The 25,181-nt window shown below is 73.1% G+C and carries 22 protein-coding genes; 13 read left to right on the top strand and 9 right to left on the bottom strand.

Features of this window, described 5'->3' with window-relative positions; translation table 11 throughout:
- The 4 genes from ACIQU4_RS13765 (at position 1) to ACIQU4_RS13750 (ending at position 4,786) form a co-directional block, all read left to right on the top strand.
- Positions 1–2,007 (top strand): biotin carboxylase N-terminal domain-containing protein, encoded by a 2,007-nt coding sequence (locus ACIQU4_RS13765; RefSeq protein WP_403729118.1) that lies wholly within the window; start codon positions 1–3, stop codon positions 2,005–2,007.
- The gene (locus ACIQU4_RS13760) at positions 2,004–3,173 is read left to right on the top strand and encodes an acyl-CoA dehydrogenase family protein (protein ID WP_403729115.1); all 1,170 of its coding nucleotides are present in this window, start codon (positions 2,004–2,006) and stop codon (positions 3,171–3,173) included. Before ACIQU4_RS13765 ends, ACIQU4_RS13760 begins: the two co-directional genes overlap by 4 nt.
- 252 nt (positions 3,174–3,425) lie before the next feature.
- Entirely contained in the window at positions 3,426–4,163 is a 738-nt protein-coding gene (locus ACIQU4_RS13755; RefSeq protein ID WP_403729112.1) for an enoyl-CoA hydratase family protein, read from the top strand.
- The gene (locus tag ACIQU4_RS13750; protein WP_403729109.1) at positions 4,151–4,786 is read left to right on the top strand and encodes a TetR/AcrR family transcriptional regulator; all 636 of its coding nucleotides are present in this window, start codon (positions 4,151–4,153) and stop codon (positions 4,784–4,786) included. The genes ACIQU4_RS13755 and ACIQU4_RS13750 overlap by 13 nt, the downstream gene beginning before the upstream one ends.
- A 117-nt stretch (positions 4,787–4,903) precedes the next feature.
- On the opposite strand, the gene ACIQU4_RS13745 is transcribed toward ACIQU4_RS13750, so the two are convergent.
- Positions 4,904–6,010 (bottom strand): citrate synthase 2, encoded by a 1,107-nt coding sequence (locus tag ACIQU4_RS13745; protein ID WP_030156855.1) that lies wholly within the window; start codon positions 6,008–6,010, stop codon positions 4,904–4,906.
- 200 nt (positions 6,011–6,210) lie between these two features.
- On the opposite strand from ACIQU4_RS13745, the gene pdxH reads away from it, so the two are divergent.
- The gene (gene pdxH / locus ACIQU4_RS13740; RefSeq protein WP_403729106.1) at positions 6,211–6,873 is read left to right on the top strand and encodes a pyridoxamine 5'-phosphate oxidase; all 663 of its coding nucleotides are present in this window, start codon (positions 6,211–6,213) and stop codon (positions 6,871–6,873) included.
- A gap of 386 nt (positions 6,874–7,259) precedes the next feature.
- A complete protein-coding gene (locus tag ACIQU4_RS13735) occupies positions 7,260–8,591 on the top strand; it encodes a PAS domain-containing protein (RefSeq protein WP_403729103.1) in 1,332 nt (443 codons plus the stop codon).
- Positions 8,592–8,603: 12 nt separating this feature from the next.
- Here the strand turns inward: ACIQU4_RS13735 and ACIQU4_RS13730 are convergent, their stop codons facing one another.
- Positions 8,604–9,359 (bottom strand): SIS domain-containing protein, encoded by a 756-nt coding sequence (locus ACIQU4_RS13730; RefSeq protein WP_403729101.1) that lies wholly within the window; start codon positions 9,357–9,359, stop codon positions 8,604–8,606.
- A 209-nt stretch (positions 9,360–9,568) separates the two neighbouring features.
- Between ACIQU4_RS13730 and ACIQU4_RS13725 the strand changes: the two genes are divergently transcribed.
- Positions 9,569–10,261 (top strand): metal-dependent transcriptional regulator, encoded by a 693-nt coding sequence (locus tag ACIQU4_RS13725; protein WP_403729098.1) that lies wholly within the window; start codon positions 9,569–9,571, stop codon positions 10,259–10,261.
- A gap of 314 nt (positions 10,262–10,575) precedes the next feature.
- A complete protein-coding gene (locus tag ACIQU4_RS13720) occupies positions 10,576–11,460 on the top strand; it encodes an alpha/beta fold hydrolase (protein WP_403729095.1) in 885 nt (294 codons plus the stop codon).
- Between the two features lie 85 nt (positions 11,461–11,545).
- Here the strand turns inward: ACIQU4_RS13720 and ACIQU4_RS13715 are convergent, their stop codons facing one another.
- The 3 genes from ACIQU4_RS13715 to ACIQU4_RS13705 all read right to left on the bottom strand — a co-directional run bounded on the left by ACIQU4_RS13715 (position 11,546) and on the right by ACIQU4_RS13705 (position 14,869).
- Positions 11,546–13,210 (bottom strand): transporter, encoded by a 1,665-nt coding sequence (locus tag ACIQU4_RS13715; RefSeq protein ID WP_403729092.1) that lies wholly within the window; start codon positions 13,208–13,210, stop codon positions 11,546–11,548.
- Positions 13,207–14,049 (bottom strand): ABC transporter ATP-binding protein, encoded by an 843-nt coding sequence (locus tag ACIQU4_RS13710; RefSeq protein WP_403729089.1) that lies wholly within the window; start codon positions 14,047–14,049, stop codon positions 13,207–13,209. The genes ACIQU4_RS13715 and ACIQU4_RS13710 overlap by 4 nt, the downstream gene beginning before the upstream one ends.
- Before the next feature lie 139 nt (positions 14,050–14,188).
- The gene (locus ACIQU4_RS13705) at positions 14,189–14,869 is read right to left on the bottom strand and encodes a bifunctional DNA primase/polymerase (protein ID WP_403729630.1); all 681 of its coding nucleotides are present in this window, start codon (positions 14,867–14,869) and stop codon (positions 14,189–14,191) included.
- A 220-nt stretch (positions 14,870–15,089) separates the two neighbouring features.
- Between ACIQU4_RS13705 and ACIQU4_RS13700 the strand changes: the two genes are divergently transcribed.
- Both ACIQU4_RS13700 and ACIQU4_RS13695 read left to right on the top strand, forming a co-directional pair.
- Positions 15,090–16,469 (top strand): transcriptional regulator, encoded by a 1,380-nt coding sequence (locus tag ACIQU4_RS13700; RefSeq protein ID WP_403729087.1) that lies wholly within the window; start codon positions 15,090–15,092, stop codon positions 16,467–16,469.
- Positions 16,470–16,562: 93 nt separating this feature from the next.
- Positions 16,563–17,936 carry a hypothetical protein gene (locus ACIQU4_RS13695; RefSeq protein ID WP_403729084.1) on the top strand — a complete coding sequence of 458 codons (1,374 nt, stop codon included), beginning with the start codon at positions 16,563–16,565 and terminating at the stop codon, positions 17,934–17,936.
- Between the two features lie 14 nt (positions 17,937–17,950).
- Here ACIQU4_RS13695 and ACIQU4_RS13690 read toward each other — a convergent pair whose 3' ends face one another.
- The gene (locus ACIQU4_RS13690) at positions 17,951–19,228 is read right to left on the bottom strand and encodes an ABC transporter substrate-binding protein (RefSeq protein WP_403729627.1); all 1,278 of its coding nucleotides are present in this window, start codon (positions 19,226–19,228) and stop codon (positions 17,951–17,953) included.
- Between the two features lie 197 nt (positions 19,229–19,425).
- Here ACIQU4_RS13690 and ACIQU4_RS13685 point away from each other — a divergent pair, with 197 nt between their 5' ends.
- Both ACIQU4_RS13685 and purU read left to right on the top strand, forming a co-directional pair.
- Positions 19,426–19,872, top strand: coding sequence for a hypothetical protein (locus ACIQU4_RS13685; RefSeq protein ID WP_390908080.1), 447 nt, complete (start codon positions 19,426–19,428; stop codon positions 19,870–19,872).
- Between the two features lie 28 nt (positions 19,873–19,900).
- The gene (gene purU, locus ACIQU4_RS13680; protein ID WP_403729082.1) at positions 19,901–20,776 is read left to right on the top strand and encodes a formyltetrahydrofolate deformylase; all 876 of its coding nucleotides are present in this window, start codon (positions 19,901–19,903) and stop codon (positions 20,774–20,776) included.
- 63 nt (positions 20,777–20,839) lie between these two features.
- On the opposite strand, the gene ACIQU4_RS13675 is transcribed toward purU, so the two are convergent.
- Positions 20,840–22,099 (bottom strand): maleylpyruvate isomerase N-terminal domain-containing protein, encoded by a 1,260-nt coding sequence (locus ACIQU4_RS13675; RefSeq protein ID WP_403729080.1) that lies wholly within the window; start codon positions 22,097–22,099, stop codon positions 20,840–20,842.
- The gene (locus tag ACIQU4_RS13670) at positions 22,096–22,674 is read right to left on the bottom strand and encodes a sigma-70 family RNA polymerase sigma factor (protein ID WP_385590285.1); all 579 of its coding nucleotides are present in this window, start codon (positions 22,672–22,674) and stop codon (positions 22,096–22,098) included. The genes ACIQU4_RS13675 and ACIQU4_RS13670 overlap by 4 nt, the downstream gene beginning before the upstream one ends.
- Before the next feature lie 302 nt (positions 22,675–22,976).
- On the opposite strand from ACIQU4_RS13670, the gene ACIQU4_RS13665 reads away from it, so the two are divergent.
- Complete coding sequence (locus ACIQU4_RS13665) at positions 22,977–23,495, top strand: EF-hand domain-containing protein (RefSeq protein WP_385590287.1); 519 nt, start codon at positions 22,977–22,979, stop codon at positions 23,493–23,495.
- A gap of 61 nt (positions 23,496–23,556) precedes the next feature.
- Here the strand turns inward: ACIQU4_RS13665 and ACIQU4_RS13660 are convergent, their stop codons facing one another.
- Positions 23,557–25,116 carry a class I adenylate-forming enzyme family protein gene (locus ACIQU4_RS13660; protein WP_403729076.1) on the bottom strand — a complete coding sequence of 520 codons (1,560 nt, stop codon included), beginning with the start codon at positions 25,114–25,116 and terminating at the stop codon, positions 23,557–23,559.
- Positions 25,117–25,181: the final 65 nt, after the last annotated feature.

The following is a 25,181-nucleotide window of genomic DNA, read 5'->3' as shown; positions in this document are numbered from 1 at the left end:
ATGACCCAGCAGCCCTTGACCCAGCAGCCCCTGACCCCGAGGCCCCTGACCCCGAGGCCCCTGACCTCCCTCCTCGTCGCCAACCGCGGCGAGATCGCCGTACGGATCTTCCGCACCGCCCGCGCCCTCGGCCTCGCCACCGTCGCCGTCCACTCCGCCCCCGACGCGGACGCCCTGCACGTACGGGAGGCCGACGCGGCCGTGCGCCTCCCCGGCGCCGCCCCCGCCGACACCTACCTGCGCGGCGATCTCGTCATCAAGGCCGCCCTCGCCGCCGGCGCGGACGCCGTCCACCCCGGCTACGGGTTCCTCTCCGAGAACGCCGGCTTCGCCCGCGAGGTCCTCGCCGCCGGACTCGCCTGGATCGGCCCGCCGCCCGAGGCCATCGAGGCCATGGCCTCCAAGACCCGGGCCAAGGAGCTGATGCGCGCCGCCGGGGTCCCGCTCCTCGACCCCGTCGACCCCGCGGCCGCCACCGCCGCCGACCTGCCCCTCCTGCTCAAGGCCGCCGCGGGCGGCGGCGGGCGCGGCATGCGCGTCGTACGCGACCTCGACACCCTCAAGGAGTCCCTCGACGGCGCCTGCGCCGAGGCGGCCTCCGCCTTCGGCGACGGGGAGGTCTTCGCAGAGCCCTACGTCGAGCGCGGCCGCCACGTCGAGGTCCAGATCCTCGCCGACTCCCACGGCACCGTCTGGGCGCTCGGCACCCGCGACTGCTCCCTCCAGCGGCGCCACCAGAAGGTCATCGAAGAGGCCCCGGCACCCGCCCTGCCGGACAGCCTGCGCGAGAACCTCCACGCTGCCGCGGTGGCCGCCGCCCGCGCCGTCTCCTACGAGGGCGCGGGCACCGTCGAGTTCCTCGTCGCCGCCGACGGACGCCCGTACTTCCTGGAGATGAACACCCGGCTCCAGGTGGAACACCCCGTCACCGAGGCCGTCTTCGGCCTCGACCTCGTCGCCCTGCAACTGCGCATCGCCGAGGGCGCGGCCCTGCCGCTGACGCCCCCCGAGCCCGCCGGGCACGCCGTCGAGGCACGCCTGTACGCCGAGGATCCCGCCCAGGACTGGCGTCCCCAGACCGGTGTCCTGCACACCCTCGCCGTGCCCGGCGAGGTCCGGGTGGACACCGGCTTCGCCGACGGGGACACCGTCGGCGTCCACTACGACCCGATGCTCGCCAAGGTCGTCGCCCACGCCCCCACCCGGGCCGAGGCCGTCCGCGCCCTCGCCCAGGCCCTGGCCGGAGCCCGGATCCACGGGCTCACCACCAACCGCGAGCTCCTCGTACGCTCCCTGCGGCACCCGGAGTTCGCCGAGGCGCGGCTCGACACCGGGTTCTACGAGCGCCACCTCGGGTCCCTCACCGAAGGCGGCCCGGACGCCGCCCTGGCCGCCGTCGCAGCCGCCCTCGCGGACGCAGCGCCGGCCCCGGACGCCCCGCTCGCCACCCGCCTCGGCGGCTGGCGCAACCTCCGTTCACAGCCGCAGATCCGCCGCTACACCGCGGCCGGTACCGCGTACGAGGTCCGCTACCGGCCCACCCGCAGCGGCCCCCCGGAGCTCGTGGACCACCCCGGCGTTCGAGTCCTGGCCGCCGAGCCCGGCCGCGTCGCCCTCGAAGTCGGGGGCGTCCGCCGGATGTTCCACGTGAAACACAAATCGAACACCGAGGGCGCGGGGGCCGGAGCGGCCGAGACCTACGTCGACTCTCCGCTCGGAGCGCACACCCTCACCCCCGTCCCCCGGTTCGCCGATCCCCAGGACCGCACCGAACCCGGCTCCCTGCTCGCCCCCATGCCCGGCACCGTCGTCCGCGTCGCAGAGGGCCTCGCCCCCGGCGCCGCCGTCACCGCCGGACAGCCCCTGCTCTGGCTGGAGGCCATGAAGATGGAGCACCGCATCGTCTCGCCCGCCTCCGGCACGCTCACCGCGCTCCACGCCGCCCTCGGCCACCAGGTCGAGTTCGGCGCCCTGCTCGCCGTAGTCCAGGAGGAATCGCCAGCATGAGCCCCGCCACCAGCACCGTAGAGACCGAGGAACACAGGGCCCTGCGCGCCGCCGTCGCGGCACTCGGGCAGCGGTACGGACGCGAGTACCTCTCCCGCGTCGCCCGCGAGGGCGGCCACCCCGACGAGCTGTGGGCCGACGCCGCCAAGCTCGGCTACCTCGGCGTTAGCCTCCCCGAGGAGTACGGCGGCGGAGGCGGCGGCATCGCCGAACTCTCCATCGTCCTGGAGGAGCTGGGCGCCGCGGGCTGCCCCCTGCTGATGATGGTCGTCTCGCCCGCCATCTGCGGCACGGTCATCTCCCGCTTCGGCACCGAGGCCCAGAAGCAGGCCTGGCTCCCCGGACTCGCCGACGGCAGCCGCACCATGGCCTTCGGCATCACCGAACCCGACGCCGGCTCCAACTCCCACCGCATCACCACCACCGCCCGCCGCGACGGTGACGAGTGGGTGCTGACCGGGCGCAAGGTCTTCATCTCCGGCGTGGACATCGCCGACGCCACGCTCATCGTGGGTCGCACCGAGGACGCGCGTACGGGCAGCCTCAAGCCCTGCCTGTTCATCGTTCCGCGCGATACCCCCGGCTTCTCGCGCTCCGTCATAGAGATGGAACTCCAGGCGGCGGAGAAGCAGTTCGAACTGGTCCTGGACGAGGTACGGCTGCCGGCCGAGGCCCTCGTGGGCGACGAGGACGCCGGCCTGCTCCAGCTCTTCGCCGGGCTCAACCCCGAGCGCATCATGACCGCCGCCTTCGCCATCGGGATGGGCCGTTACGCCCTCGCCAAGGCCGTCGACTACGCGAAGACCCGCCGGGTCTGGAAGGAGGCGATCGGTGCCCACCAGGCCATCGCCCACCCCCTCGCGGCGGCCCACATCGACCTCGAACTCGCCCGCCTGATGATGCAGAAGGCCGCCCACCTGTACGACGCGGGCGACGACACGGGCGCCGGTGAGGCCGCGAACATGGCCAAGTACGCTGCCGCCGAGGCCTGTGTGAAGGCCGTGGACCAGTCCGTCCACACCCTGGGCGGCAACGGCCTCACCCGCGAATACGGGCTGGCCGCCCTCATCACGGCCTCCCGCGTCTCCCGCATCGCCCCCGTAAGCCGCGAGATGATCCTCAACTTCGTCTCGCACCAGACCCTGGGCCTCCCCAAGTCTTACTAATCTGGGCGACGGGAGCTCCCCGGCCGGGGGTGGGGACGGGGTGGGGTGGTGTCCGGGGCCCCAGCGAGATGATTTCGGCGCTAGGGGGTGTCCTCGAACCGGACGCGCTCAGGCGCCGAACATCGAAGCCCGCCCCGGGCACCACCCCACCCCGGCACCGCCCCCGGCCGCGCCCGACCCCGCCGGCACCGCTCCCGGCACGCCGGGCCGAAGGGGCCGCCCACGATCCGCACAACCTCCGGAGGACATGGCATGACCCGCCCCGTCGGCGCCGCGCGAGCGCTCGGCATCACCACCCTCACGCTCGACTCCCCGGCCAACCGCAACGCGCTCTCCGCGGACCTCGTCGGCGAGCTGCGCGCGGCCCTCGCCGCGGCGGCGGCGGACCCGCAGACGCGGGCGATCGTCCTCACCCACGCCGGCACCACGTTCTGCGCCGGCGCCGACCTGAAGTCCCCCTGCGACCCGGCCGACTTCCTCGCCCTGCTCCGCGAGATCGCCGAGCTCCCCAAGCCGGTCGTGGCCCGCGTCACCGGACACGTCCGGGCCGGCGGCCTCGGGCTCCTCGGCATCTGCGACATCGCCGCCGCCGGGCCCGCCTCCACGTACGCCTTCACCGAGACCCACCTGGGCGTGGTCCCGGCCGTGATCTCCGCGCCGCTGCTCCCGCGCCTGGACCCGCGCGCCGCGGCCCGGTACTTCCTGACCGCCGAGGCCTTCGACGCCGCCGAAGCCGCCCGGATCGGCCTGCTCACCCTGCACGGCGAGGACGTGGACCAGGTCCTCGCCCCGGTGCTCACGGGCCTGCGCAAGGCCGGCCCGGAGGCCCTCGCCGCCACCAAGGAACTGCTCACCGCCCCGGTACGGTCCGTCCTGGCGGCCGACGGCGCCGCGCTCACCGAGCTGTCCGCACACCACTTCGGTTCCGCCGAGGCCCGCGAGGGCATCACCGCCCGCTTCGAACGCCGGGACCCGTCATGGGCCCTGTGACCGGCACGCGGTCCACCGAGGACGACCGGCCCGCGGTCGAGTCCCAGCCCGGCCCCAAGCAGGCCCGCAGCCGCGTCACCCGCCGCCACCTCCTGGAGGCGGCCGTCGCCTGCCTCGCCGAACAGGGCTGGGCCGGCTCCACCGTCGCCGTCGTCGCCGAACGCGCCGGGGTCTCCCGCGGCGCGGCCCAGTACCACTTCCCGACGCGCGAGGACCTGTTCACCGCCGCCGTCGCGTACGTCTCCGAGGAGCGCTCCGCCGCCCTGCGCGACCTCTTCCAGGCCGGCCCCGCCGCCCGCCCCGCCGTGGTCGGGGCCCTCGTCGACCTCTACACCGGAGCCCTCTTCCGCGCCGCCCTCCAGCTGTGGGTCGCCGCCTCCAACGAGGAACAGCTGCGCCCCCAGGTCACCGAACTGGAGGCCCGCGTGGGCCGCGAGACCCACCGCATCGCCGTGGAACTCCTCGGCGCGGACGAGTCCGTACCCGGCGTGCGCGAGACCGTGCAGGGCCTCCTCGACATGGCCCGGGGCCTCGGTCTGGCCAACGTCCTCACCGACGACACGGCCCGCCGCGCCCGCGTGGTCGCCCAGTGGTCCCGGATCCTGGACGCCGCCCTCGGCTGAGGCCGGGAACCCCCGAAACACCGAGGGCGTCGCCTCCCGCGCATACGGGAGGCGACGCCCTGACCGGCGTACGAGGCGTACGAGGCGTACGAGGCGTACGAGGCGTACGAGGAAGACTCAGGCCGTGTCGGCGATGTCGGCGTACCCCTCGATCTCGCGCGGGTCGCGCCGCCCCGGGCCGATGTAGCGCGCCGACGGCCGCACCAGGCGGCCCGTGCGCTTCTGCTCCAGGATGTGCGCCGACCAGCCGGCGGTCCGGGCGCAGGTGAACATCGAGGTGAACATGTGCGCCGGGACCTCCGCGAAGTCCAGCATGATCGCGGCCCAGAACTCCACGTTCGTCGCCAGCACCCGGTCGGGGCGGCGCGCGTGCAGCTCCTCCAGCGCGGCCTTCTCCAGCGCGGCGGCCACCTCGTAGCGCGGCGCGTCCAGCTCCTTGGCGGTACGCCGCAGCACCCGGGCGCGCGGGTCCTCGGCCCGGTACACGCGGTGCCCGAAGCCCATCAGCCGCTCGCCCTTGTCCAGGGCCTTCTTCACGTACGCCACGGCGTCGCCGGTGCGCTCGATCTCCTCGATCATGCCGAGGACGCGGGAGGGCGCACCGCCGTGCAGCGGCCCGGACATGGCGCCGACGGCGCCGGACAGCGCGGCGGCCACGTCCGCACCGGTCGAGGCGATCACGCGCGCGGTGAACGTCGAGGCGTTCATGCCGTGTTCCGCGGCCGAGGTCCAGTACGCGTCGACGGCCTTGACGTGCTTCGGGTCGGGCTCGCCACGCCAGCGGATCATGAACCGCTCGACCACGGACTCGGCCTTGTCGATCTCGCTCTGCGGCACCATCGGCCGGCCCTGCCCGCGCGCGGACTGGGCGACGTACGACAGGGCCATCACGGCGGCGCGCGCGAGGTTGTCGCGGGCGGTCCGCTCGTCGATGTCGAGCAGCGGTTTCAGACCCCACACGGGGGCGAGCATGGCGAGGGCGGACTGCACGTCGACGCGGATGTCGCCGGAGTGCACGGGGATCGGGAAGGGCTCGGCGGCGGGCAGGCCGGGGTTGAACGCCCCGTCGACCAGCAGGCCCCAGACATTGCCGAACGAGACGTGCCCGACGAGATCCTCGATGTCGACCCCGCGGTAGCGGAGCGATCCGCCTTCCTTGTCCGGTTCGGCGATCTCGGTCTCGAACGCGACGACCCCTTCGAGCCCGGGTACGAAGTCGGACATCAGGCGGCTCCTCAGATAGTGCGAACACGCGCGGCTCCCGGCGTGACTCGCGGTCCGGCGCGGTCATCCCCGTTGATGCCCGGCACGGCCGTCGGTCACCCGCATGGGGACCTCCGGACCGGCCCCAAGATTTTGGCTGTTCCGGATGGCAGGCGGAAGCGTGACATACGGCACACTGCCGCGTGCCCTCCTGCGGCAGGATGGCACGCGTGACCGACCAGGACATTGACCCCGCCACGATGCGCAAGCAGTACCGCTCGGAGATCGTCCACGAGGACGGCCTCGCCGAGGACCCCATGCGGCAGTTCGCCGAGTGGTTCCAGCAGGCCGCCGACTCGCACCTCTTCGAACCCAACGCGATGGTCGTCTCGACCGCGACCCCCGACGGCCGCCCCAGTTCCCGCACGGTGCTGCTGAAGCAGTTCGACCGGCGGGGCTTCGTCTTCTACACCAACTACGGCTCGCGCAAGGGCCGCGAGATCGACGCGAACCCGCACGTCGCGCTGCTCTTCCCCTGGCACCCCATCTCCCGCCAGGTCATCGTCACCGGCACGGCCTCGCGGATCGGCCGCGACGAGACGGCGGCGTACTTCCGCTCCCGCCCGCACGGCTCGCAGCTGGGCGCCTGGGCGAGCGAGCAGTCCCGGGTGATCGGCTCCCGCGCCGAGCTGGACCGCCGCTACGCCGAGCTCGCGGAGCGCTACCCCGAGGGCGAGCAGGTACCGGTCCCGCCCGAGTGGGGCGGCATCCGGGTCGTTCCCGACGGGATCGAGTTCTGGCAGGGCCACGAGAACCGCCTCCACGACCGGCTGCACTACGTCCTGGAGGACGGGAAGTGGCGCCTGGAGCGGCTCTGCCCGTAGCGGCCGCCGTCACCCGCGCAGAAACGCGCAGAAACGCAGACGACCCGCGAGCTCGGGTTTCTCTCCTGCAGTGAGAGAAGCCGGCCGGACGTACCGGCGAGCTCGCGGGTCGGGTGACTGCTTGGGATTGGCGCCTGGCTACCCGCCGGGCACCGCACTGGGTGCGTGCGACGACGGGCCCTTAGCCCGCAGCCACCTCACGCGTCCGGTTTCCGTACATTTCGGGAACCACCTCCCTTCTCGTGTACAGCAGAGCCTAGAACCGCTCCCCGAGGTCCTCAAGTGATTTATTTCGGGGCGATTCGGGGAATGCGGTGTGGGCTGCGTCACGTTCCAGTTGAATGATCTGACGTGCCGCACACGCGAACACCTGCAGGGGGTGCCAGGTGAGTGCTTCCGGACGTAGTGAGACCACCGACGATCTGCTCGCAGCGCTGCTCGACGGGATGGACGCAGCCTTGTGCGCGTTCGACGCCGACGGCGTGATCACGCACTGGAACCGCGAGGCCGAGCGGATCCTCGGCTGGAGCGCCGCCGAGGCGGTAGGGCGCAAGGGCTTCGCCGGGTGGGCCGTGCGCGCCGCCGATGCGCAGGACGTGGAGGAGCGGCTCATGGCCGCCCAGGACGTGCCCGGGCGGCAGGTGCACGAGTTCGCGCTGCTGACCAAGGAGGGCGGGCGGGTGCTCGTACGGACCCAGTCCGCCGGGGTGCCGGGGGCGGACGGGAAGCCCGCCGGGGTGTACTGCGCCTTCAGCGAGGTGCACGCCCAGATCGACCTGGAGCGGTCCATCGCGCTGAGCGAGGCGCTGATGGACGACGCCTCCTGGGGTGTCGTCCTCGTCGACGTGGACCTGCGGCCCGCCGTGGTCAACGCGCACGCCGCCCGGGCCTTCGGCTCGGGGCGCACCGCCCTGCTCGGCAGGCCCCTGGGGGAGCTGCTGGCCCAGGGCGTCGAGGAGCTGGAGGGGGCGCTGCAGCACGTGCTCGCCGAGGGGTCGCCGCCGGCGCCCATGGAGCTGTGGGTGTCGGTCCGTACGCCGGAGGGGGTGCGGCGGCGGTGCTGGCGGTCCGGGTTCCTGCGGCTGGGCTCCCCGCTGGCGGAGGAGCCGGTGCCGCTCGGGGTCGGCTGGCTGTTCCAGGACATCACCGAGGCCCGGCAGGCCGCGCTGGACACGGCGCAGCTGCGGTTCCGCGCGGGCCAGCTGCACCGCTCGGGCCGGGCGGCCGCCGAGTGCGAGGACCCGGCCGAGGCGGCCGCCGTACGGCTGGACTTCGCGCTGGCCGGCTTCGCCGAGCACGCGCTGCTCGACGTACTGGAGCAGTCGGGCGACCCGGACCGGCGCAGGCTCGTACGGATGGCGGCGTCGCCGCCGCTGCTGCCGGGGGCGGAGGCGATCCCGGCCCGGTACGCGCCCGGGCACCCGGCGCTCCAGGCGCTGGACCGGATCGGCTCGGTCCGTACGAGCGCTCCGCGCGGGGAGGCGGCCGGGAGCTGGGCACGGGAGCGGCAGTGGCCGCAGGACGCGGCGCACGTGCTGTGCACGGTGCTGCGCAGCCGCGGGCGGACCGTGGGGGCGCTGACCTTCGTACGGGCCGCCTCGCGGGCGGCCTTCGAGCAGGCGGACGCGGCGTACGCGGAGGAGGTGGCGGCCCGGGTGGCGGCCGACCTCGACCTGGCGGCCCGGCCGCGGCCGGGCCGGGACGAGGACACCCCGTAGTGCGCGGGGGTTTCAGTGGCGGAAGAAGATCCGGTCGCCGTACTCCTTGAGGACGCGGCCGTTCCATTCGTGGCCGCCGTCCACGTTGCCCGAGCGCAGCAGCGGGGGCTCCAGGCCGCGGGCGGCGAGCTCGCCGGCCGCCGCCGCCATCACGGCCTGCATGATCGCGCTGGTCACGACGGTGGAGGCGGGCGCGAACGGCGCGTCGATGCCGTCGAGGCTCAGCTCGGCGTCGCCGACCGCGATCTTGCTGTCGAGGACGATGTCGCAGTGGTCCTTGAGGAAGGTGCCGGAGACGTGCCGCGACTTGGTCTCCGTCGCGTACGCCACGGAGGTCACACCGATCACCTTGAGGCCGATGGCGCGGGCGTTCATGGCCATCTCGACCGGCAGCGCGTTGCGCCCGGAGAGGGAGATGATCACGAGGACGTCGCCTTCGGTGGCCGGGCTGCTGTCGAGGACGGCGCCGGCGAGGCCGTCGACGCGCTCCAGGGCGCTGCCCAGAGTGGCCGGCATGACGTCGATCCCGACGGTGCCGGGGACGGCGAGGAAGTTCACCAGCGCGAGCCCGCCGGCCCGGTAGACCACGTCCTGCGCGGGAAGCGAGGAGTGTCCGGCGCCGAAGGCGAAGAGCCGGTTCCCGGCGGCGACGGCCTCGGCGATGACGGCGCAGGCCTCGGCGATGTGCGCGGCCTCCTCGTCCCGCACCCGCTCCAGGAGTCCGATCGCCGCGTCCAGGAACTGACCGGCCAGCTTGCTCTCGCTCATACGCCGATGGCCCTTCCAGAGGTGGGGTTCGTCCGTGTCCGCCGCTCACCGTGCGGTCTGGACCAAGGGCGTGTCAATACGAACGTCAATCCTGGGGCCGGGCCGCCCGGGGATGTCCTGGGCGGGCTTGACGTCCGGCACGGGACGGTTGTCGGCGCGATGCGTCAGAATTGGGTGCAGGGCCAGCGCACGATATCCGAGGGGCACGAATGTCCGGACTGATCGATACCACGGAGATGTATCTCCGCACCATCCTCGAGCTGGAAGAGGAAGGCGTGGTCCCCATGCGCGCCCGCATCGCCGAGCGGCTCGACCAGAGCGGCCCGACGGTGAGCCAGACCGTGGCGCGCATGGAGCGCGACGGCCTGGTGGCCGTGGCGAGCGACCGCCACCTGGAGCTGACGGAGGAGGGGCGGCGGCTGGCGACGCGCGTGATGCGCAAGCACCGGCTCGCGGAATGCCTCCTCGTCGACGTCATCGGCCTGGAGTGGGAGCAGGTGCACGCCGAGGCCTGCCGCTGGGAGCACGTGATGAGCGAAGCGGTGGAGCGGCGGGTGCTGGAGCTGCTGCGCCACCCGACGGAGTCGCCGTACGGGAACCCGATCCCGGGGCTGGAGGAGCTGGGCGAGAAGGCCGAGGCGGACCCGTTCCTGGAGGACGGCATGGTCAGCCTGTCGGAGCTGGATCCGGGTGCGGACGGCAAGACGGTGGTCGTGCGCCGGATCGGGGAGCCGATCCAGACGGACGCCCAGCTGATGTACACGCTGCGGCGGGCGGGCGTGCAGCCCGGCTCGGTGGTCAGCGTGACCGAGTCGCCGGGCGGGGTGCTGGTCGGCAGCGGTGGCGAGGCCGCCGAGCTGGATGCGGATATCGCCTCGCACGTGTTCGTGGCCAAGCGCTGAAGGCTTGCGCGAAGGCCGGCACACGGCACTGCCGGTGGTAGACGGTGGTGGACGGGGGTAGATGTGGGCGGTCCCGGCGCCTTGCGGCGCCGGGACCGGTCCTCCCCTTTGCTGACCTGGAGCCCCGAGCTCTCAAGGTCATCCCCTCGGACCGTCTTCCCCGAGCGGCCCGCCTCCCTGTTGAAAGGATCTCCATCGGCAGTGGCGGCCAATCCTTGAGCAAGGTCACTCGAAAGAGCGGTGTTGAAGACGAGAACCCCGTTTTCGAATACGGGTTCGATAGTCTGGCCGCGAGCGAAGGGGGTGCATCTGCCGTGGTACAGCGCATCGATGTGACAGGGGCCGACGGTGTGCGCCTGGCTGCCTGGGAGTTCCGGGAATCGCCCCCCACCGCGCCCCCGGATCCCGACGTGCCCGGGGTGCTGTTACTCCACGGTCTGATGGGCCGCGCCTTCCACTGGGCGGGCACCGCCCGCTGGCTCTCCGAGCACCGCCGCGTCGTCGCCCTCGACCAGCGCGGCCACGGCCAGAGCGAGCGCCCCGCCGCCGGCCCGGGAGCCTCGACCCCCCTGGGGCGCGACGCGTTCGTGGCCGATGCCGAGGCGGTCATCGAGCAGCTCGGCCTGGGCCCCGTGACGCTGATCGGCCACTCCATGGGCGCCCTCACCGGCTGGCAGCTCGCCGCCCGCCGCCCCGACCTGGTCGAGGCCCTGGTCATCTGCGACATGCGCGCCTCCGCCCTCGGCGAGGCCTCCCAGCAGGAATGGGAGGAATGGTTCCGCCGCTGGCCCCTCCCCTTCCCCACCCAGGACGCCGCCCGCCGCTGGTTCGGCGAGGACGACCCCCGGGTGGAACGCCCCGACCCCGGCCGCGGCTCCTTCTTCGCCGAGGTGATGCACCAGGCCCCCGACGGCTGGCGCCCCCTGTTCTCCCGCCGCCAGATGCTGACCGCCCGCGAGACCTGGGTCCACGACGCGCACTGGGAGGAGCTGGCCCAGGTCCGCTGCCCGACCCTGGTCGTCCGCGGCCTCGACGGCGAGCTGGGCCGCGCCGAGGCCCAGGAGATGGTCCGCGTCCTCCCGGCGGGCCAGTACGCCGAGATCACCGACGCCGGCCACTACCTCCACTACGACCAGCCGGCCGCCTGGCGCGCAGCCCTGGAACCCTTCCTGGACCGGATCAGAAGCGCCGCCCGCTGAGAAACGCGGGAGGGGGTGGCGGGCAGCAGCCCGTCACCCCCTCCCGTACGCGGATCACGTATGCCCGCAGCCCAGTCCTTGCAGCTCAGCCCTTGCTGACCGCCAGCAGGATCTCCGGAAGGGTCCTGGCCACCGTCGGCGCCGCCAGGCGCAGGCCCGCCCACGCCGCGAACGTGCCCCAGGCCGCGCCCAGCGGCAGCAGGATCCAGGTCAGGGACTGCTGGTCCGTCACGTTGAGGAAGACCGTCAGCGCGATCACCGGCGAGCAGATCAGCGCCGACGCCAGCATGCCGCCGAAGATGCCCGCCCAGGCGAGGCCGGCCTGGCCCGGGACGACGTTCTTGAAGGCGCCGTCCGTCGGGATCGAGTACGGGAACCGGGCCGAGGCCAGCGCGCCCGTGCACAGCATCGAACCGAGCAGCGCCAGGGCCACCCCGAGCGCCGCCGGGAACGAGGCCCAGTTGTGCACGAGCGCCGCCGTGGCCGTCGTGAGCGCGACCGTGTACGGGACCGTCACCAGGGCCAGGGCGTACGCGCGGGCCCGCAGCTCCTCGAACGCCTCCCGCGGGGTCGAGATGGTCTGCGCGACCATCCAGAACGCCGAGGTGTCCTGCCCGAACTGGTTGTACATCTGCATGCCGAGCATGCCGGCGCCGAAGCAGGCCAGGTACAGCGAGCCCGTGCCCTGGAGGGCGTTGAAGACCGGCACGATCACGCCGATCGCCAGGGCCGTCACCCACGCCGACTTCGTCTTCGGGTCGCGCACCACGTACCGCAGCGTGCGCTGCATGACCGCGCCCGTCCGCCCGGCCGGCAGGAACGCCCAGACACCGGCGCCCCCCGCCGACTCCCGCTTCCCCGACGGCTTCGCCGCCGCGATCGTCGACCCGTCCGGGGTGACCATCAGCGCGGTCAGGCTCCGCTCCCAGAACCGCAGCAGCAGGACCAGCGCGAGGACGGTCAAGGCCAGCTGGGCCGCGGCCACCCCGTACGCGCCCTCGCTCGCCGAGTCCACCATGCCGACGGCCGTCGCGGGCGGCAGCCACCGCACCACGGCCTCGGCCGGCTCCAGCTGCGCCAGACCGCCCGACTGGAACAGGCGCTGGCTGGCGAAGTTCGCCAGCTGCGCGCCGACCGCGATCAGCAGGCCGCTGAGCAGTGCGAGGTCGCGCCCCTTGCGGCTGGTCAGCAGCCGGACGTTGGCCGTGGCCACCGCGCGGGCCAGCGCGACGCAGCCCAGCACCAGCAGCGGCACGGCCACCACGGCCGCCACGATGCCCGCCGCGCCCCGCGCGACGGCCACCACCGAGCCCACTGCCAGGCAGACCGTGAACAGCGGGCCGATGCCGACCAGCGAGGAGGCCAGCAGGGCCCGTACGAGCGGCCGCGGCCGCAGCGGCAGCATGACCAGCCGGCTCGGGTCGAGCGTCTCGTCCCCACTGGGGAAGAACAGCGGCATGAACGTCCAGCCCAGCGCCAGGATCGCCGCGAGCAGCACGACGACCGTGCCCGCGTGCGCGTTCCCGTGCAGCACGGCCAGGCCGATCATCGCGAGGCAGGCCACCGCCAGCGACAGCGCCAGCGAGGTGAAGTACGCGGCCTTGCGCTTCGACGAGCCCTTGAGCCCGTTGCGGATCAGCGAGAGCTTGAGGCGGACGAAGATCGAGGTCAGGTTGACCGCGGGAGCGGCGGCCGGGGCCGCGGCCGAGGTGTGCCCGGCCGTCGGGGCGGAGGCGGATGCGGCGTTCATCGGGCCGCCTGCCCGCCGAGCCAGTCCAGGGAGTCGCCCGCGTCGCGCCCGCCCGCACCGACCAGCTCCAGGAACGCGGCCTGCAGCGAGGGCGCGTCGCCCCGTACGTCGGCCAGCGGGCCCGCGGCGCGGATCCGGCCGGCGGCCATGACGGCCACCCAGTCGCACAGCGACTCGACCAGCTCCATCACGTGGGAGGAGAAGACGACCGTGGCCCCGGAGGAGGTGTACCGCTCCAGCACCCCGCGGATGGTCTGCGCCGACACCGGGTCCACACCCTCGAACGGCTCGTCCAGGAAGAGGACTTCGGGGTTGTGCAGCAGGGCGGCGGCCAGGCCGATCTTCTTCCGCATGCCCGTCGAGTAGTCCACGACCAGCTTGTGCTGCGAGCCCGCGAGGTCCAGGACGTCCAGCAGCTGCGTGGCCCGCTTGTCCGTCTCCTCGCCCGGCAGCCCCCGCAGCCGGCCCATGTAACCGAGCAGCTCGCGGCCCGACAGCCGCTCGAACAGCCGCAGGCCCTCCGGCAGCACGCCGATCCGCGACTTCACCTCGACCGGATCGCTCCACACGTCGTGACCGGCGACGAGGACCCGCCCCATGTCCGGGCGCAGCAGCCCGGTCACCATCGACAGCGTCGTCGTCTTGCCCGCGCCGTTCGGCCCGACCAGGCCGATGAACTGGCCGGCGGGCAGCTCCAGATCGATCCCCGCGACCGCGACCTGGTCGCCGAAGCGCTTCCACAGGCCTTCGACCCGTACCGCCGCCCGTCCGGCGGTCGGCGCGGGTCGCGCGCCGCCCGGTCCGTCCGTCCCACCCGTCGCAACTGCCTGGTCCGGCATGTGCGCCTGCCTCTCGTCCCGTCCCCGTGGTCTTGCCCTCCTCACGATAGGAGGGCGGGGAGAGGCTGGGCAGTTACTTATGTCACGAGTTTCCGGGCACGAACATCCCGGCCCTGACCTGCGATCCCGGGGATGTGGGTCAGGCGCCCCGCCGGTCCCGGTCCGCCGCCGCCTCGCGCCCGCAGGCGTACGCCAGCGCCGCGATCAGCTCCTCCGTGTCCGGCAGCCACCGGTTGGCCGGGGTGGGCCGGCGCGCCCACTGGACCGAGCCCCGGCCGCCGAAGCGGGTGGGCGGGGCGGCCACGTACTCGCCCTCGCCCCGCGCGGCCAGATCGATCGAGGCCGGCGACCAGCCGAGCTTGCGCACCAGGTCCGGCACCTTCGCCCCGGCGCCCGGAAGGACGAAGAACAGCATCCGGTCGTCGGGCGTCAGGGCGACCGGTCCGAGGGTGCGCTCCATCCGCTCCAGGCGCGCCAGCGCCAGGAACCCGGCCGAGTCCGGCACGTCCAGCGCGTCGAACGTCCGGCCCGTCGGCAGCAGGATCGAGGCCTCGGGCCGCTTCGCCCAGATCCGCCGCACCTGGACCGCGCTGCCCGTGGCCAGCGCCGCCCAGTCCTTCACCGTGGGGTGCGCGCCGGGCGCCGGGCAGTCCTGCGCCCCGCAGGAGCACACCTCCCGCCCGTCCGCGGACTCCAGCCAGGTGCCGGCGAAGACGTCCCAGTGCCGTTCTTCCGTGTACCGCACGGCATGGTCCAGCAGCTGCTCGCCGCGCTGCTTGGGGATGGGTGCGGTCTCCGTGACTCCGATGGTCTCTTCCACGCCCATCACAACTCCCGGGGTCACTCGGGGTTACGGGCGTAAACCGGCCGGTGGGCGGTGCATCGACCCTGCATACGGGGCGCACTGGAGCACGCGTGGGGGCGCGTAGGAGGTCGAGGCGCCGCAGTTGGGTAGCGATACGACGCAGAGCGGATGATTCTCCGCACATCAGGCGGGAAGTGATCATTCCAACGATCACCCGCGGCTACTGGGGGTTTTCATGGCAGCCAGGCCTCTCGTCGCGCGCCAGCCGAATGAACGGCTACAGGCGCTCATCCAGGAAGCCGGGTGCTCGAACGCCGGGCTCGCCCGGCGCGTCAACATGTGCGGGGCCGAACACGGCCTCGATCTCCGCTACGACAAGACATCCGTGGCCCGGTGGCTGCGCGGCCAGCAGCCGCGCGGCCGGGCGCCCGGCATCATCGCCGAGGCGCTGGGGCGAAAACTCGGCCGGACCGTCACCATCGACGAGATCGGAATGGCCAACGGCAAGAACCTCGCCTCCGGCATCGGCCTGCAGTTCTCCCCGACCGTCATCGGCGCCATCGAACAGGTCAGCGAGTTGTGGCGGAGCGACGTCGGCCGCCGCGACTTCCTCTCGGGCTCCAGCGTGGCGGCCTCGGCGCTCGTCGAGCCGAGCCGCGACTGGCTGATCACCGGCGCCGACGCGCAGGTGGCGCGCAGCGGCGGCTCGCGCGTCGGGATGCCGGACGTGGAGGCGGTACGGGCGACGACCGACGCCCTCAAGGACCTCGACCACCGCTTCGGCAGCGGGCACGTGCGGCCCGTCGTCGTGCACTACCTCAACTCCGTGGTGTCCGGGCTGATCGGCGGCTCGTACCGGGAGCCGGTCGGGCGGGCGCTGTTCGCGGCGGTGGCCAGACTGACCGAGCTGGCCGGCTACATGGCGGTGGACACCGGCCAGCCGGGCCTGGCGCAGCGCTACTACATCCAGGCGCTACGACTGGCGCAGGCGGCGGGGGACCGGGCGTACGGGGGCTACGTGCTCGCGGCGTCCATGAGCCACCTCGCTGCGGAACTGGGCAATCCGCGGGAGATCGCGCAGCTCGCGCGGGCTGCGCAGGAGGGGACCCGCGGGCAGGTCACGCCACGGGTGGAGGCGATGTTCTACGCCGCCGAGGCGCGCGGGCACGCGCTGCTGGGCGACACCCGGGCGACGGCGGTGCTGTCCTCGCGGGCGGTGACCGCCCTGGAGCGGGCGGAGCCGGAGTCGGGCGACGACCCGGTGTGGATCCGGCACTTCGACGCGGCGTACCTCGCGGACGAGCTGGCGCACTGCCACCGGGACCTGGGGCAGGCGGACGCGGCGGCCCGGCAGGCGGAGGAGGCGCTGCGGGGGCTCCCGGCGGGCAAGGCGCGGCGCCGGGCGATCGGGCTGCTGCTGCTGGCGGTGGCCCAGGTGCAGCAGCGTGAGGTGGAGCAGGCATGCCAGACGGCCGCGAAGGCGGCCGACCTGCTGTCGGGGCTCCGCTCGAACCGGGGCGCGGAGTACCTGGACGACTTCCGGAGCCGGCTCGCCCCGTACCGCGACGAGCCGGCGGCCCGGGAATTCACCGCCCGGCTGGAGGTGGTGGCCTAGGGACATCCCCTGGGTGGCCTCCTGCGCTGGGGGGTGACCGGGTAGCGTGAGCCGACGATTCGGAATACCGGAGTAGTCGGCGAAGGAGTCCCGGTGACGGAGAGCGGACAGGGCGGCGGCCCGCAGGCGGGTACGCCATGGGGCCCCGACCCGACGTACCCGCAGCCCGCAGACGGCTACCCCCCGCCACCCCGACCGGCGTACGGCTACCCGCCGGCGCCGGCGCCGGGGCAGCCGCATCCGGACCAGGCGCAGCCGGCCCAGCCCGCGTACGGGTATCCGCCCGTGTCGGCCCAGGCGGCGCCCGGGCACGTGGTGGGACCCGGCTACGAGGGACCGGGGGATCCGCACGGGTACGGCTACCCGCCGCTGCCCGAGGCGGTCACCCAGTACATCCCGCCGGTCCCGGCCGGGCCCGCGCACGGTGAGGGCGCGACGCAGTACATCCCGCCGGTCCCGGCCGGGCCCGCGCAGGGCGAAGCCGCCACTCAGTACATTCCGCCCGTACCGGCCGGAACCGGGCCGGACGAGGGTGCGACTCAGTACATTCCGCCCGTACCGGGCGGGGCCGCGCACCATGAGGCCGCCACGCAGTACATCCCGCCCGTCACCGACGGGTTCGACGCGCTGTTCCGTGAGGAGGGCGGCGCCGATGCCGGGCACACGCGGCAGTTGCCCCCCGTGCAGGAGCCGGTGCTCCGGCAGCCGCCGCCGCGGGGGTATCCGCCGCGCGGGCAGCGGCCCGGACCGCCCCAGGCCCAGGCCCAGGTCCAGCAGCAGCCGCAGCAGCCGCAGTACGCCCCGCCCCCGCCTCCGCCCCGGCCGGAGGCGACCCGGCGGGTGCCGGTCTGGGTGATCGCCGCCGTCGTCATCGGCCTGGCCGTCGTCGGGCTCGGCGTCGGCGCGCTGCTCAGCGACGGCAAGAAGCAGAACAACGACCCCGCGGCCGCGGCCGTGACCCCCACCGCCGGAAGCTCGGCCGCTGCGGGCGCCGAGGCGCCCGTGGATCCGGCCCGTTCCCAGGCGGTCCAGCTGGACAAGCTCCTCGCGGACAGCAACGACAGCCGCGCCGCCGTGATCCGCTCCGTCGACGACATCAAGGGCTGCCGCAACCTCGGCCAGGCGGCGTCCGACCTGCGCGACGCCGCCCGCCAGCGCGAGGAGCTCGTCACCCGCCTCCAGGACCTGAAGATGGACCAGCTCCCCGACAACGTGAAGCTGGCCGCCTCGCTCACCAAGGCCTGGCAGTCCTCCGGGGCCGCCGACAACAGCTACGCGGCCTGGGCGGACGACACCGCCGGCGACAAGAAGGGCTGCAAGGACGGGCAGGCCAAGGGCACCGGCAACGCCAACGAGGGCAACAAGGCGAGCGGCGAGGCGACCAGGGCGAAGGAGTCGGCCGCGAGCCTGTGGAACGCGATCGCGGCCAAGTACGGCCTCACCAAGCGGGACAAGTCCCAGCTGTAGTCGCAAGCCGGGCGTTACGCAGCGCGGGGCGCCTGCTCCAGGGTCTCCGTCATGTCCATCGACTGCTCGCCGCCCTGCTGGGCGACCAGCCGGCCCGACTGGACGACCTGGAAGTTGACGCGCCCGTTCACCATGCGCGGGAAGCCGGCGACGGCGCGCATGTCCCCGTAACGCCAGCTCAGGTCCGGGGTCAGCCCGCCGGTCTTGACCGGCTCCCGCTGGTTGAGCATGCGCGACAGCTTGCGCGCCGTGACGTCCTCGTCCGGCTTGAACCGCTTCAGGGTCTCGCTGAGCACCGTGTACGCGATCCAGGTGGTCTGCGTCCCGCTGTCGTCCGGGTCCACGGCGTCGTTGCCGAAGGCGTGGTCGGAGATCACCTTCCGCATCGGCTCCCACAGCGCGTCCGTGGACACCGGGTACCAGCTCGTGACGTACGCGCCCTCGAACGGGCTCTCCCTGCCGCCGGTGCGGTCGACCACGGCCTGGCTGACGCTGCCGAGGACCGAGGAGATCTGCGGGTTCTTGTGCTTGCCGTCCTCGCGCCGGAACGCGTCGAAGAACGTCTCCGTGCGCTCGCCGAGCACGGCGGTCACGCAGCCGCGGTCCTTGCCGCCGGAGGAGTTGGCCAGGGCCTCGCGGGCCTGCGCGATGTAGTCCGCGGAGTCCTCGGCGGCCCGGATGTCGTTGGCCTCGGGCGCCTTGTTGAGCTTCAGGCCGGCGTTGAGCAGGATCGGCATGGAGTCGCCCGCGAGGGTGTCCGGGCGGACGATGGCCACCTGGCTGCACGCCTTGCCCAGCTGGTGTCCGGCGCCGGCGAGGAGGACGGGCTGGCCGCCGTTGACCGGGTAGGAGAGGGTGCTCTGGAACTCCTCGGAGGAGACTCCGTACCCGCCTATGAAGGGGATGCCCTCCGCCTCCAGCGGGGCCATGAAGGCGCGTCCGTGCTGGCTGTACGAGCCGACGACCGCGACGGCCTTCTCGTCGATGGCCTTGCGGGCGCAGTCGGCGGCGCCGTTCGGGGTGTTCTTCTCGTTGCAGGTCAGTACGCGCAGTTTGTGCCCGTTGATCCCGCCCTTGGAATTGACCCAGGCCTCATAGGCCTTGGCCATCCCCGGCATTCCGGGCATATTGGTCGCCTTGGTGTTCTGCGGCGCGAAGGTCATGACCGTGATGGTGCTTCCGGAGCCCCCCGAGCCCCCGGGGAGCATCCCGCATCCGGCGACGAGACAGGTGCCCATCGCCGTTGCCACCAAAGTGCGGGTCAGGGGAGCGGTGCGTCGCCATTCGGTCATGTCCATGCACGCTTCCGCCCCAGGGGTAACTGGAGAGTGAGATGGACACAACGCTGGGTGACGCAAAGGTGAATTGCCGGGGGGCGGATTGCGCACAGGCGCTTCAAGATCGCGCAAGCCGTGAACGTAACATCGCAAGCGTGACATTCGCCCAAGGTTCGAAGAACCCTTCCCGCCGAGGTGGCCGCTCCTCCACCATGGGCGGCATGCCCCTGAACGACATGCCGTGGTGGCGCTGGCGCAGCAACGTGCGCTCGGCGCTCCACATGCTTTCCGACCCGGTCTTCCACGAGGAGACCTGGCTCGCCGGTGTCGAGGGGTACGGGGACGTCACCGACGCCGTGTACCGCCTCGTCGAGGACACGTGGCTCGACAGCTGGTCGGCGGACAAATACGTCGGCACGATATTCCGCGACTCCCAGGAGGCCACGCTCGTGGACCTCGCGGTGCTGCGGGTGCTGCGGATCCTGCACCAGGTCGGGCCCGACGCCCCCGTCTCCGCCTACCTGGAGCACCACGCCTGGCCCGAGGCGGTACGTGCCGCGCGCGAGGCGCACGTACGGCTGGCGACGGCGGACGGGGACGAACCGGACGAGCCGCCGCGGTCGCTGGAAGTGCTGAGGATCCTGACCCGCGCGGCGTGAGCCGCGGGGTGTGAAAGGCTGTGGGGTCATGAGCGACGACCCGCAGGCCCAGGCCCCCCAGCAGTACGTATTGACCCTGTCATGCCCGGACAAGCAGGGCATCGTGCACGCCGTGTCCAGTTACCTGTTCATGACCGGATGCAACATCGAGGACAGCCGGCAGTTCGGCGACCACGACACCGGCCTCTTCTTCATGCGGGTCCACTTCTCCGCCGACGCTCCGGTGACGCTCGACAAGCTGCGGGCCAGCTTCGCCGCGATCGGCGACTCGTTCCGGATGGACTGGCAGCTGCACCGCTCCGACGAGCGCATGCGGATCGTGCTGATGGTGTCGAAGTTCGGGCACTGCCTGAACGACCTGCTGTTCCGTTCCAGCATCGGCGCGCTCCCGGTCGAGATCGCGGCGGTGGTCTCGAACCACACCGACTTCGCCGACCTGGTGCGCTCGTACGGCGTCCCCTTCCATCACATCGCGGTGACGAAGGAGACGAAGGCGGACGCGGAGGCGCAGCTGCTGGCACTGGTCCGGGCCGAGAACGTCGAGCTCGTGGTGCTGGCCCGGTACATGCAGGTGCTGTCGGACACCCTGTGCAAGGAGCTGAGCGGGCGGATCATCAACATCCACCACTCCTTCCTGCCGAGCTTCAAGGGCGCGAAGCCGTACCACCAGGCGCACGCGCGCGGTGTGAAGCTGATCGGTGCCACCGCGCACTACGTGACGGCCGACCTGGACGAGGGCCCGATCATCGAGCAGGAGGTCGAGCGGGTGGGCCACGAGGTGACGCCGGACCAGCTGGTGGCGATCGGGCGCGACGTGGAGTGCCAGGCGCTGGCGCGGGCCGTGAAGTGGCACAGCGAGCACCGTGTGCTCCTGAACGGCACCCGCACGGTCGTCTTCGCGTAGGGGGTGTCCCCCGGGCCCCGGGCCCCGGGGCTCCGCCGGGGCGAACCGGCGGAGCGACTCGGCCTAGAGGTGGCTCAGGGAGGCCGCCGCGAAGAGGACGTCGCGGATGGCCTCGCGGTCGCCGTGCTGGCCCACGGCCGCCTCCTCCGGGGAGATGTGCCCGGCGGCCAGCTGGCAGAACTCGGCGCCGTCCAGCGCGATCTGCGCCACCGTGTGCTCCGGCGACGGCTTCGCCGCCGGGGAGTCCAGGGCGATGTCCCAGCTGCCGCCGCCCGCCCCCTCGATCTCCAGGTGCAGGGTCCGCCCCGGTGCGCCCGCCGCGACCAGGCCGCGGGCCGGGGCCGCCAGGCCCGCCCGGCGCCGGTGGGCCAGCGCGCTCGGCAGCAGCCGCGCCGCCAGGTCGATCATCCGGTTCAGGTGGGGCCCGGACGGCGGGTCGTACGGGTAGTCCACCGCCTCCGCGATGTCCCACGCGTGCACCCAGCACTCGAAGGCCCGCTCCAGGAACGCGTCCTCGAGCGGCAGGGCGAAGGGCCCGTAGTCCACCGACAGTTCCCCGACGCCCCGGCCCGCGAACGACACCGTCCGCACGAGCGTGTGGCCCTGCTCCCGCCACGGCTCGCGGATCCGCCGGGTGATGGGCTGCTCGGCGGAGCTCCAGAAGTGCTCGGTGCGGCCCGTCGCGCCCGACGGCGCCTCCGGGCCCAGCGGGTCGTCCAGGCCCAGCGCCGTCGCGACCAGCCCGTCCACCGTCAGCAGGTGCCCGATCACCCCGGCCACCGTCGTCCGGCGCGACTGCCGCCGCTCCTCCTCGAACCACTTCAGCCGTACGGGGGTCTGCCACTCCGAGTCGCCGAAGTCGCGCAGCAGGGCGTCGAGCCGCGCGGTCTCCGTGTCGTACGGGTTCGCCCACGCCGGCACCGGGATGCGGGCGGGCCGTTTGCCGAGGCAGTCCTCCAGCACCCGCGAGCGCAGCAGCGGCTTGAGGTCCAGGCTGTCCTCGGGGTGCAGCAGGCCCACGGCGTCGCGCAGCCGCAGCGCCTCCTCGGCGCACTGCGCGCACTCGGTGAGGTGGTCCTCGACCGCCTGGGTCTCATCGGCGGAGCAGGCCGCGAGGGCCCACGCGCCGAGCAGGGACTTCAGTACGGCGTGGGTGCGCGGCGGCTGCGGTGGTTCCGGTACGGCGGGCGGCTCGGGCAGCGGCTCCGGTGCGTGCCGCGGATCGAGGTCGTCGGCGGCCCCGCGCGGACCCGGTATGCGCGCCGGACCGCCGCGGCGCTGCTCCTCGTATCCCTCGTCGGGCGGGTCTGCGGGGCCGTTCATCGGGGCGTTCCGTATCCTGGCGGGCCGTATCCGGGCGGAGCGGCGTCCTCCTGGGGGAGGACGTTGGCGGTCGACAGCAGTTGGAGGCCCAGTCGCAGCCGGCGCCGGGCCTCGTCCTCGCTGATGCGGAGGTCGGCGGCGGCCTGCCGGTAGTCGCGGCGCTTGAAGTACGCGAGCTCCAGCGCGGCGCGCAGCGGCGCGGGCATGGACGTGACGATGTAGTCCGCGCGGGCGGCGGCGCTGGCACTGCGCACCTTCTGTTCGAGCTCCTCGCGCGAGCCGCGGCCGAGTTCGGCCTGGCGCAGCCGGGCCACGGCCTGGCCCTGGGTGATCCGGGCGACCCAGGAGCGCATGGAGCCCTGCTTGGGGTCGTAGGCGTCGGGGTTCTCCCAGATGTAGCCGAACACTTCGCGGGTGATCCGGTCCGCCGCCGTCTCGTCGCCGAGGACCCGGTGCGCCAGGCTGTGCACGAGCGAGGCGAAGCGGTCGTACAGCTCTCCGAGCGCGGCGGCCTCGCCGCGGGCGAGGCGCTGCTGCATGCGGCGGTCCCAGCGAGGTGGTACGTCCTTCGGCATAACTGCCCCCAGCCGTGTGTCGACGCCTCGAATGTAGTCGCCAGAGGCGGGTTCGCGCCCGTTTTGGGGGAACGCGGCCCTGGAAGAGCGCTCTGCGTGATAGACGCGGTGCGGGGTGTGAACGGTGGGGCCGGGTGCGGCACATGGGTACAGGTGTGCGCGCCCCGCCACGCTTCCCGTGCGCGGGTTCGATGCGGCCACCTGCTTGCCGACTTCGCTTAACGGGCAGGCCACGTAGGCCTTACGCTCCTGCCTTGTCTTGAACTGAACTCCACCGCACATGTGAAGGCGGAACGCCGCATATGGACAGCGCAGAATACGAGCGCAAGATCGCCGCCCGGTTTGCCACGTTCGACCAGGACGGGAACGGATACATCGACCGCGAGGACTTCAGCGCGGCCGCGAGGGCGGTGCTTGCCGAATTCGGCACCGCCGCGCGGTCGGACAGGGGCCAGGGCCTCTTCGCGGGGGCGGAGGCCTTCTGGCAGGGGATGGCCGGTATCGCGGACGTCGACGGGGACCAGCGGGTGACCCGCGAGGAGTTCATCACGGGGGCGGCGAAGCGGCTGCGGGACAACCCGCAGCGGTTCGCGGAGATCGCGCGGCCGTTCCTGCACGGGGTGATCGCGGTGGCGGACGAGGACGGCCGCGGCACGACCCCGACGGCGGCGGCCCGCGTCCTGCGCGTCCTGGGCACCCCGCCCGAACTGGCCGCGCAGATCGCGACGACCCTGGACGCCGACGCCGACGGCCGCATCACGGAGGACGAGATCCTGACCGCCTTCGCCGCGTACTGCGGAGTCGAAGCCCCGGACGCATAGCCGCAGCCGTGGGCGGCGGCGCCGTCGGCGCTGCGGCTCGCCAAGAGCCCCCGGACACCCCCTAGGCGAAGCGCTCGCGGAGTTTGTACTTCATGACTTTGCGGAGGGCTTCGTTGCGGGGGAGGGCTTCGACCAGTTCCAGTTGTTCCGGGAGCTTGTGGGGGGACAGGCCCTGGGCGCGGAGGTGGGCCGTCAGGTGGGGGAGGGCCAGGGGGGTCGCGCCCGGTGGCTGTTCCACGACCGCGCAGACGCGTTCGCCGCGCTCCGGGTCCGGCAGGCCGATCACGGCCACGTCGCCGATGCCCGGGAGCAGGTGCAGGAGATCCTCGATCTCCTTCGCGGAGATGTTCTCGCCCTTGCGGATGATCACGTCCTTGCTGCGGCCGGTGAGGACGAGGTAGCCGTCCGGTGTCAGGTGGCCGAGGTCGCCGGTGATCAGGTAGCCGTCGGCGTCGAAGACCTCCGCCGGGCGGTCCTCCCGGTTCAGGTAGCCCCGGCAGACCGCCTCGCCGCGCAGCCGGACCTCGCCGTCCGTGTCCAGGGGCAGGGGTTCGCCGCCGGGCGTCGTGATGCGGATCGACATGCCGGCCGGGGGGCGGCCCTCCGTCGCGGCCAGGTGCTCCGGGGTGTCGTCCGGGGCGCCCATGGTGATCATCGGGACCTCGGTCATGCCGTAGCCGTGGGTCAGCTGGCAGCCCAGTTCGCGGACGACCGCGTGGTAGATCTCCGGGGGCTTCGGGGCGCCGCCGCCCGCGAGCAGGCGCAGGGTGGGGATGAGCTTGGACCCCGGGTCCTTGCGCTGCTCCGTCAGGAACATCGAGTAGAAGGCCGTCGAGCCGCCGGCCACCGTGACCCCGTGGCGCCGGTAGCCGGCCAGCGCGTCCGGCATCGCGAACTTCTCGAAGAGGACCGCGGGGAAGCCGTACAGGAGCAGCATCACCAGGTAGTCCGGGCCGCCTATGTGCGCGTACGGGAAGGCGATCGAGCCGACGTCGGCCGGGCCCAGGCGCAGGGCGTGGGCCAGGCAGGAGCCGCCCGCGATCAGTGAGCGGTCGGTGTGCAGGACGCCCTTGGGGTCGGAGGTGGTCCCGGAGGTCCAGTAGATCCAGCGGACGGACGTGCCTTCGGACGGGGGTGCGGGGAGTACGGCGGGGTCCGCGGCCGGGAGGGAGCCGTAGGCCTCGAAGACGCCGCGCGCGCCGAGGCGTTCGGCCATCGCGGTGTGGTCGAAGCCCCGCCGGAGACCAGGGACGGCGAAGAACTCGGCCTTGGACTCGCGCAGCGCGAAGCCCACCTCGCGGTCCCGGTAGAAGGGGATCACCGGGGTCTGGACGGCCCCGATCCGGGCCAGGGCGAGGCAGAGCAGCACCGTCTCGATCCGGGTGGGCAGCTGCCAGGCGACGACGGTGCCGGGGCGTACGCCCATCTCGTACAGCCCCGCCGCGACCTGCTCGGAGCGGTCGCGGAGCTCGGCGAAGGTGAGCTTGCGGTCGTCGGCGGGGTCGTCGGCCGCCTCGATCAGCACGGTGGCGCCGGGGCTCAGCGCGGCCCGCGCCGCGACCAGCTCCCACAGGGTGGGGGAGTGGCCCAGCCGTATCGCCGTGTCCTTGGTGTCCGCCATCCCCAGCCTCCCGTAACTGACGTGCCGTCAGATCCAGCGCAGAGCGTAGGGCTCCGGCGCTTGTC

The sequence above is a fragment of the Streptomyces sp. NPDC090741 genome (assembly GCF_044769045.1).
GTDB lineage: Bacteria > Actinomycetota > Actinomycetes > Streptomycetales > Streptomycetaceae > Streptomyces.
This window is presented reverse-complemented; position numbering and strand designations above follow the sequence as displayed.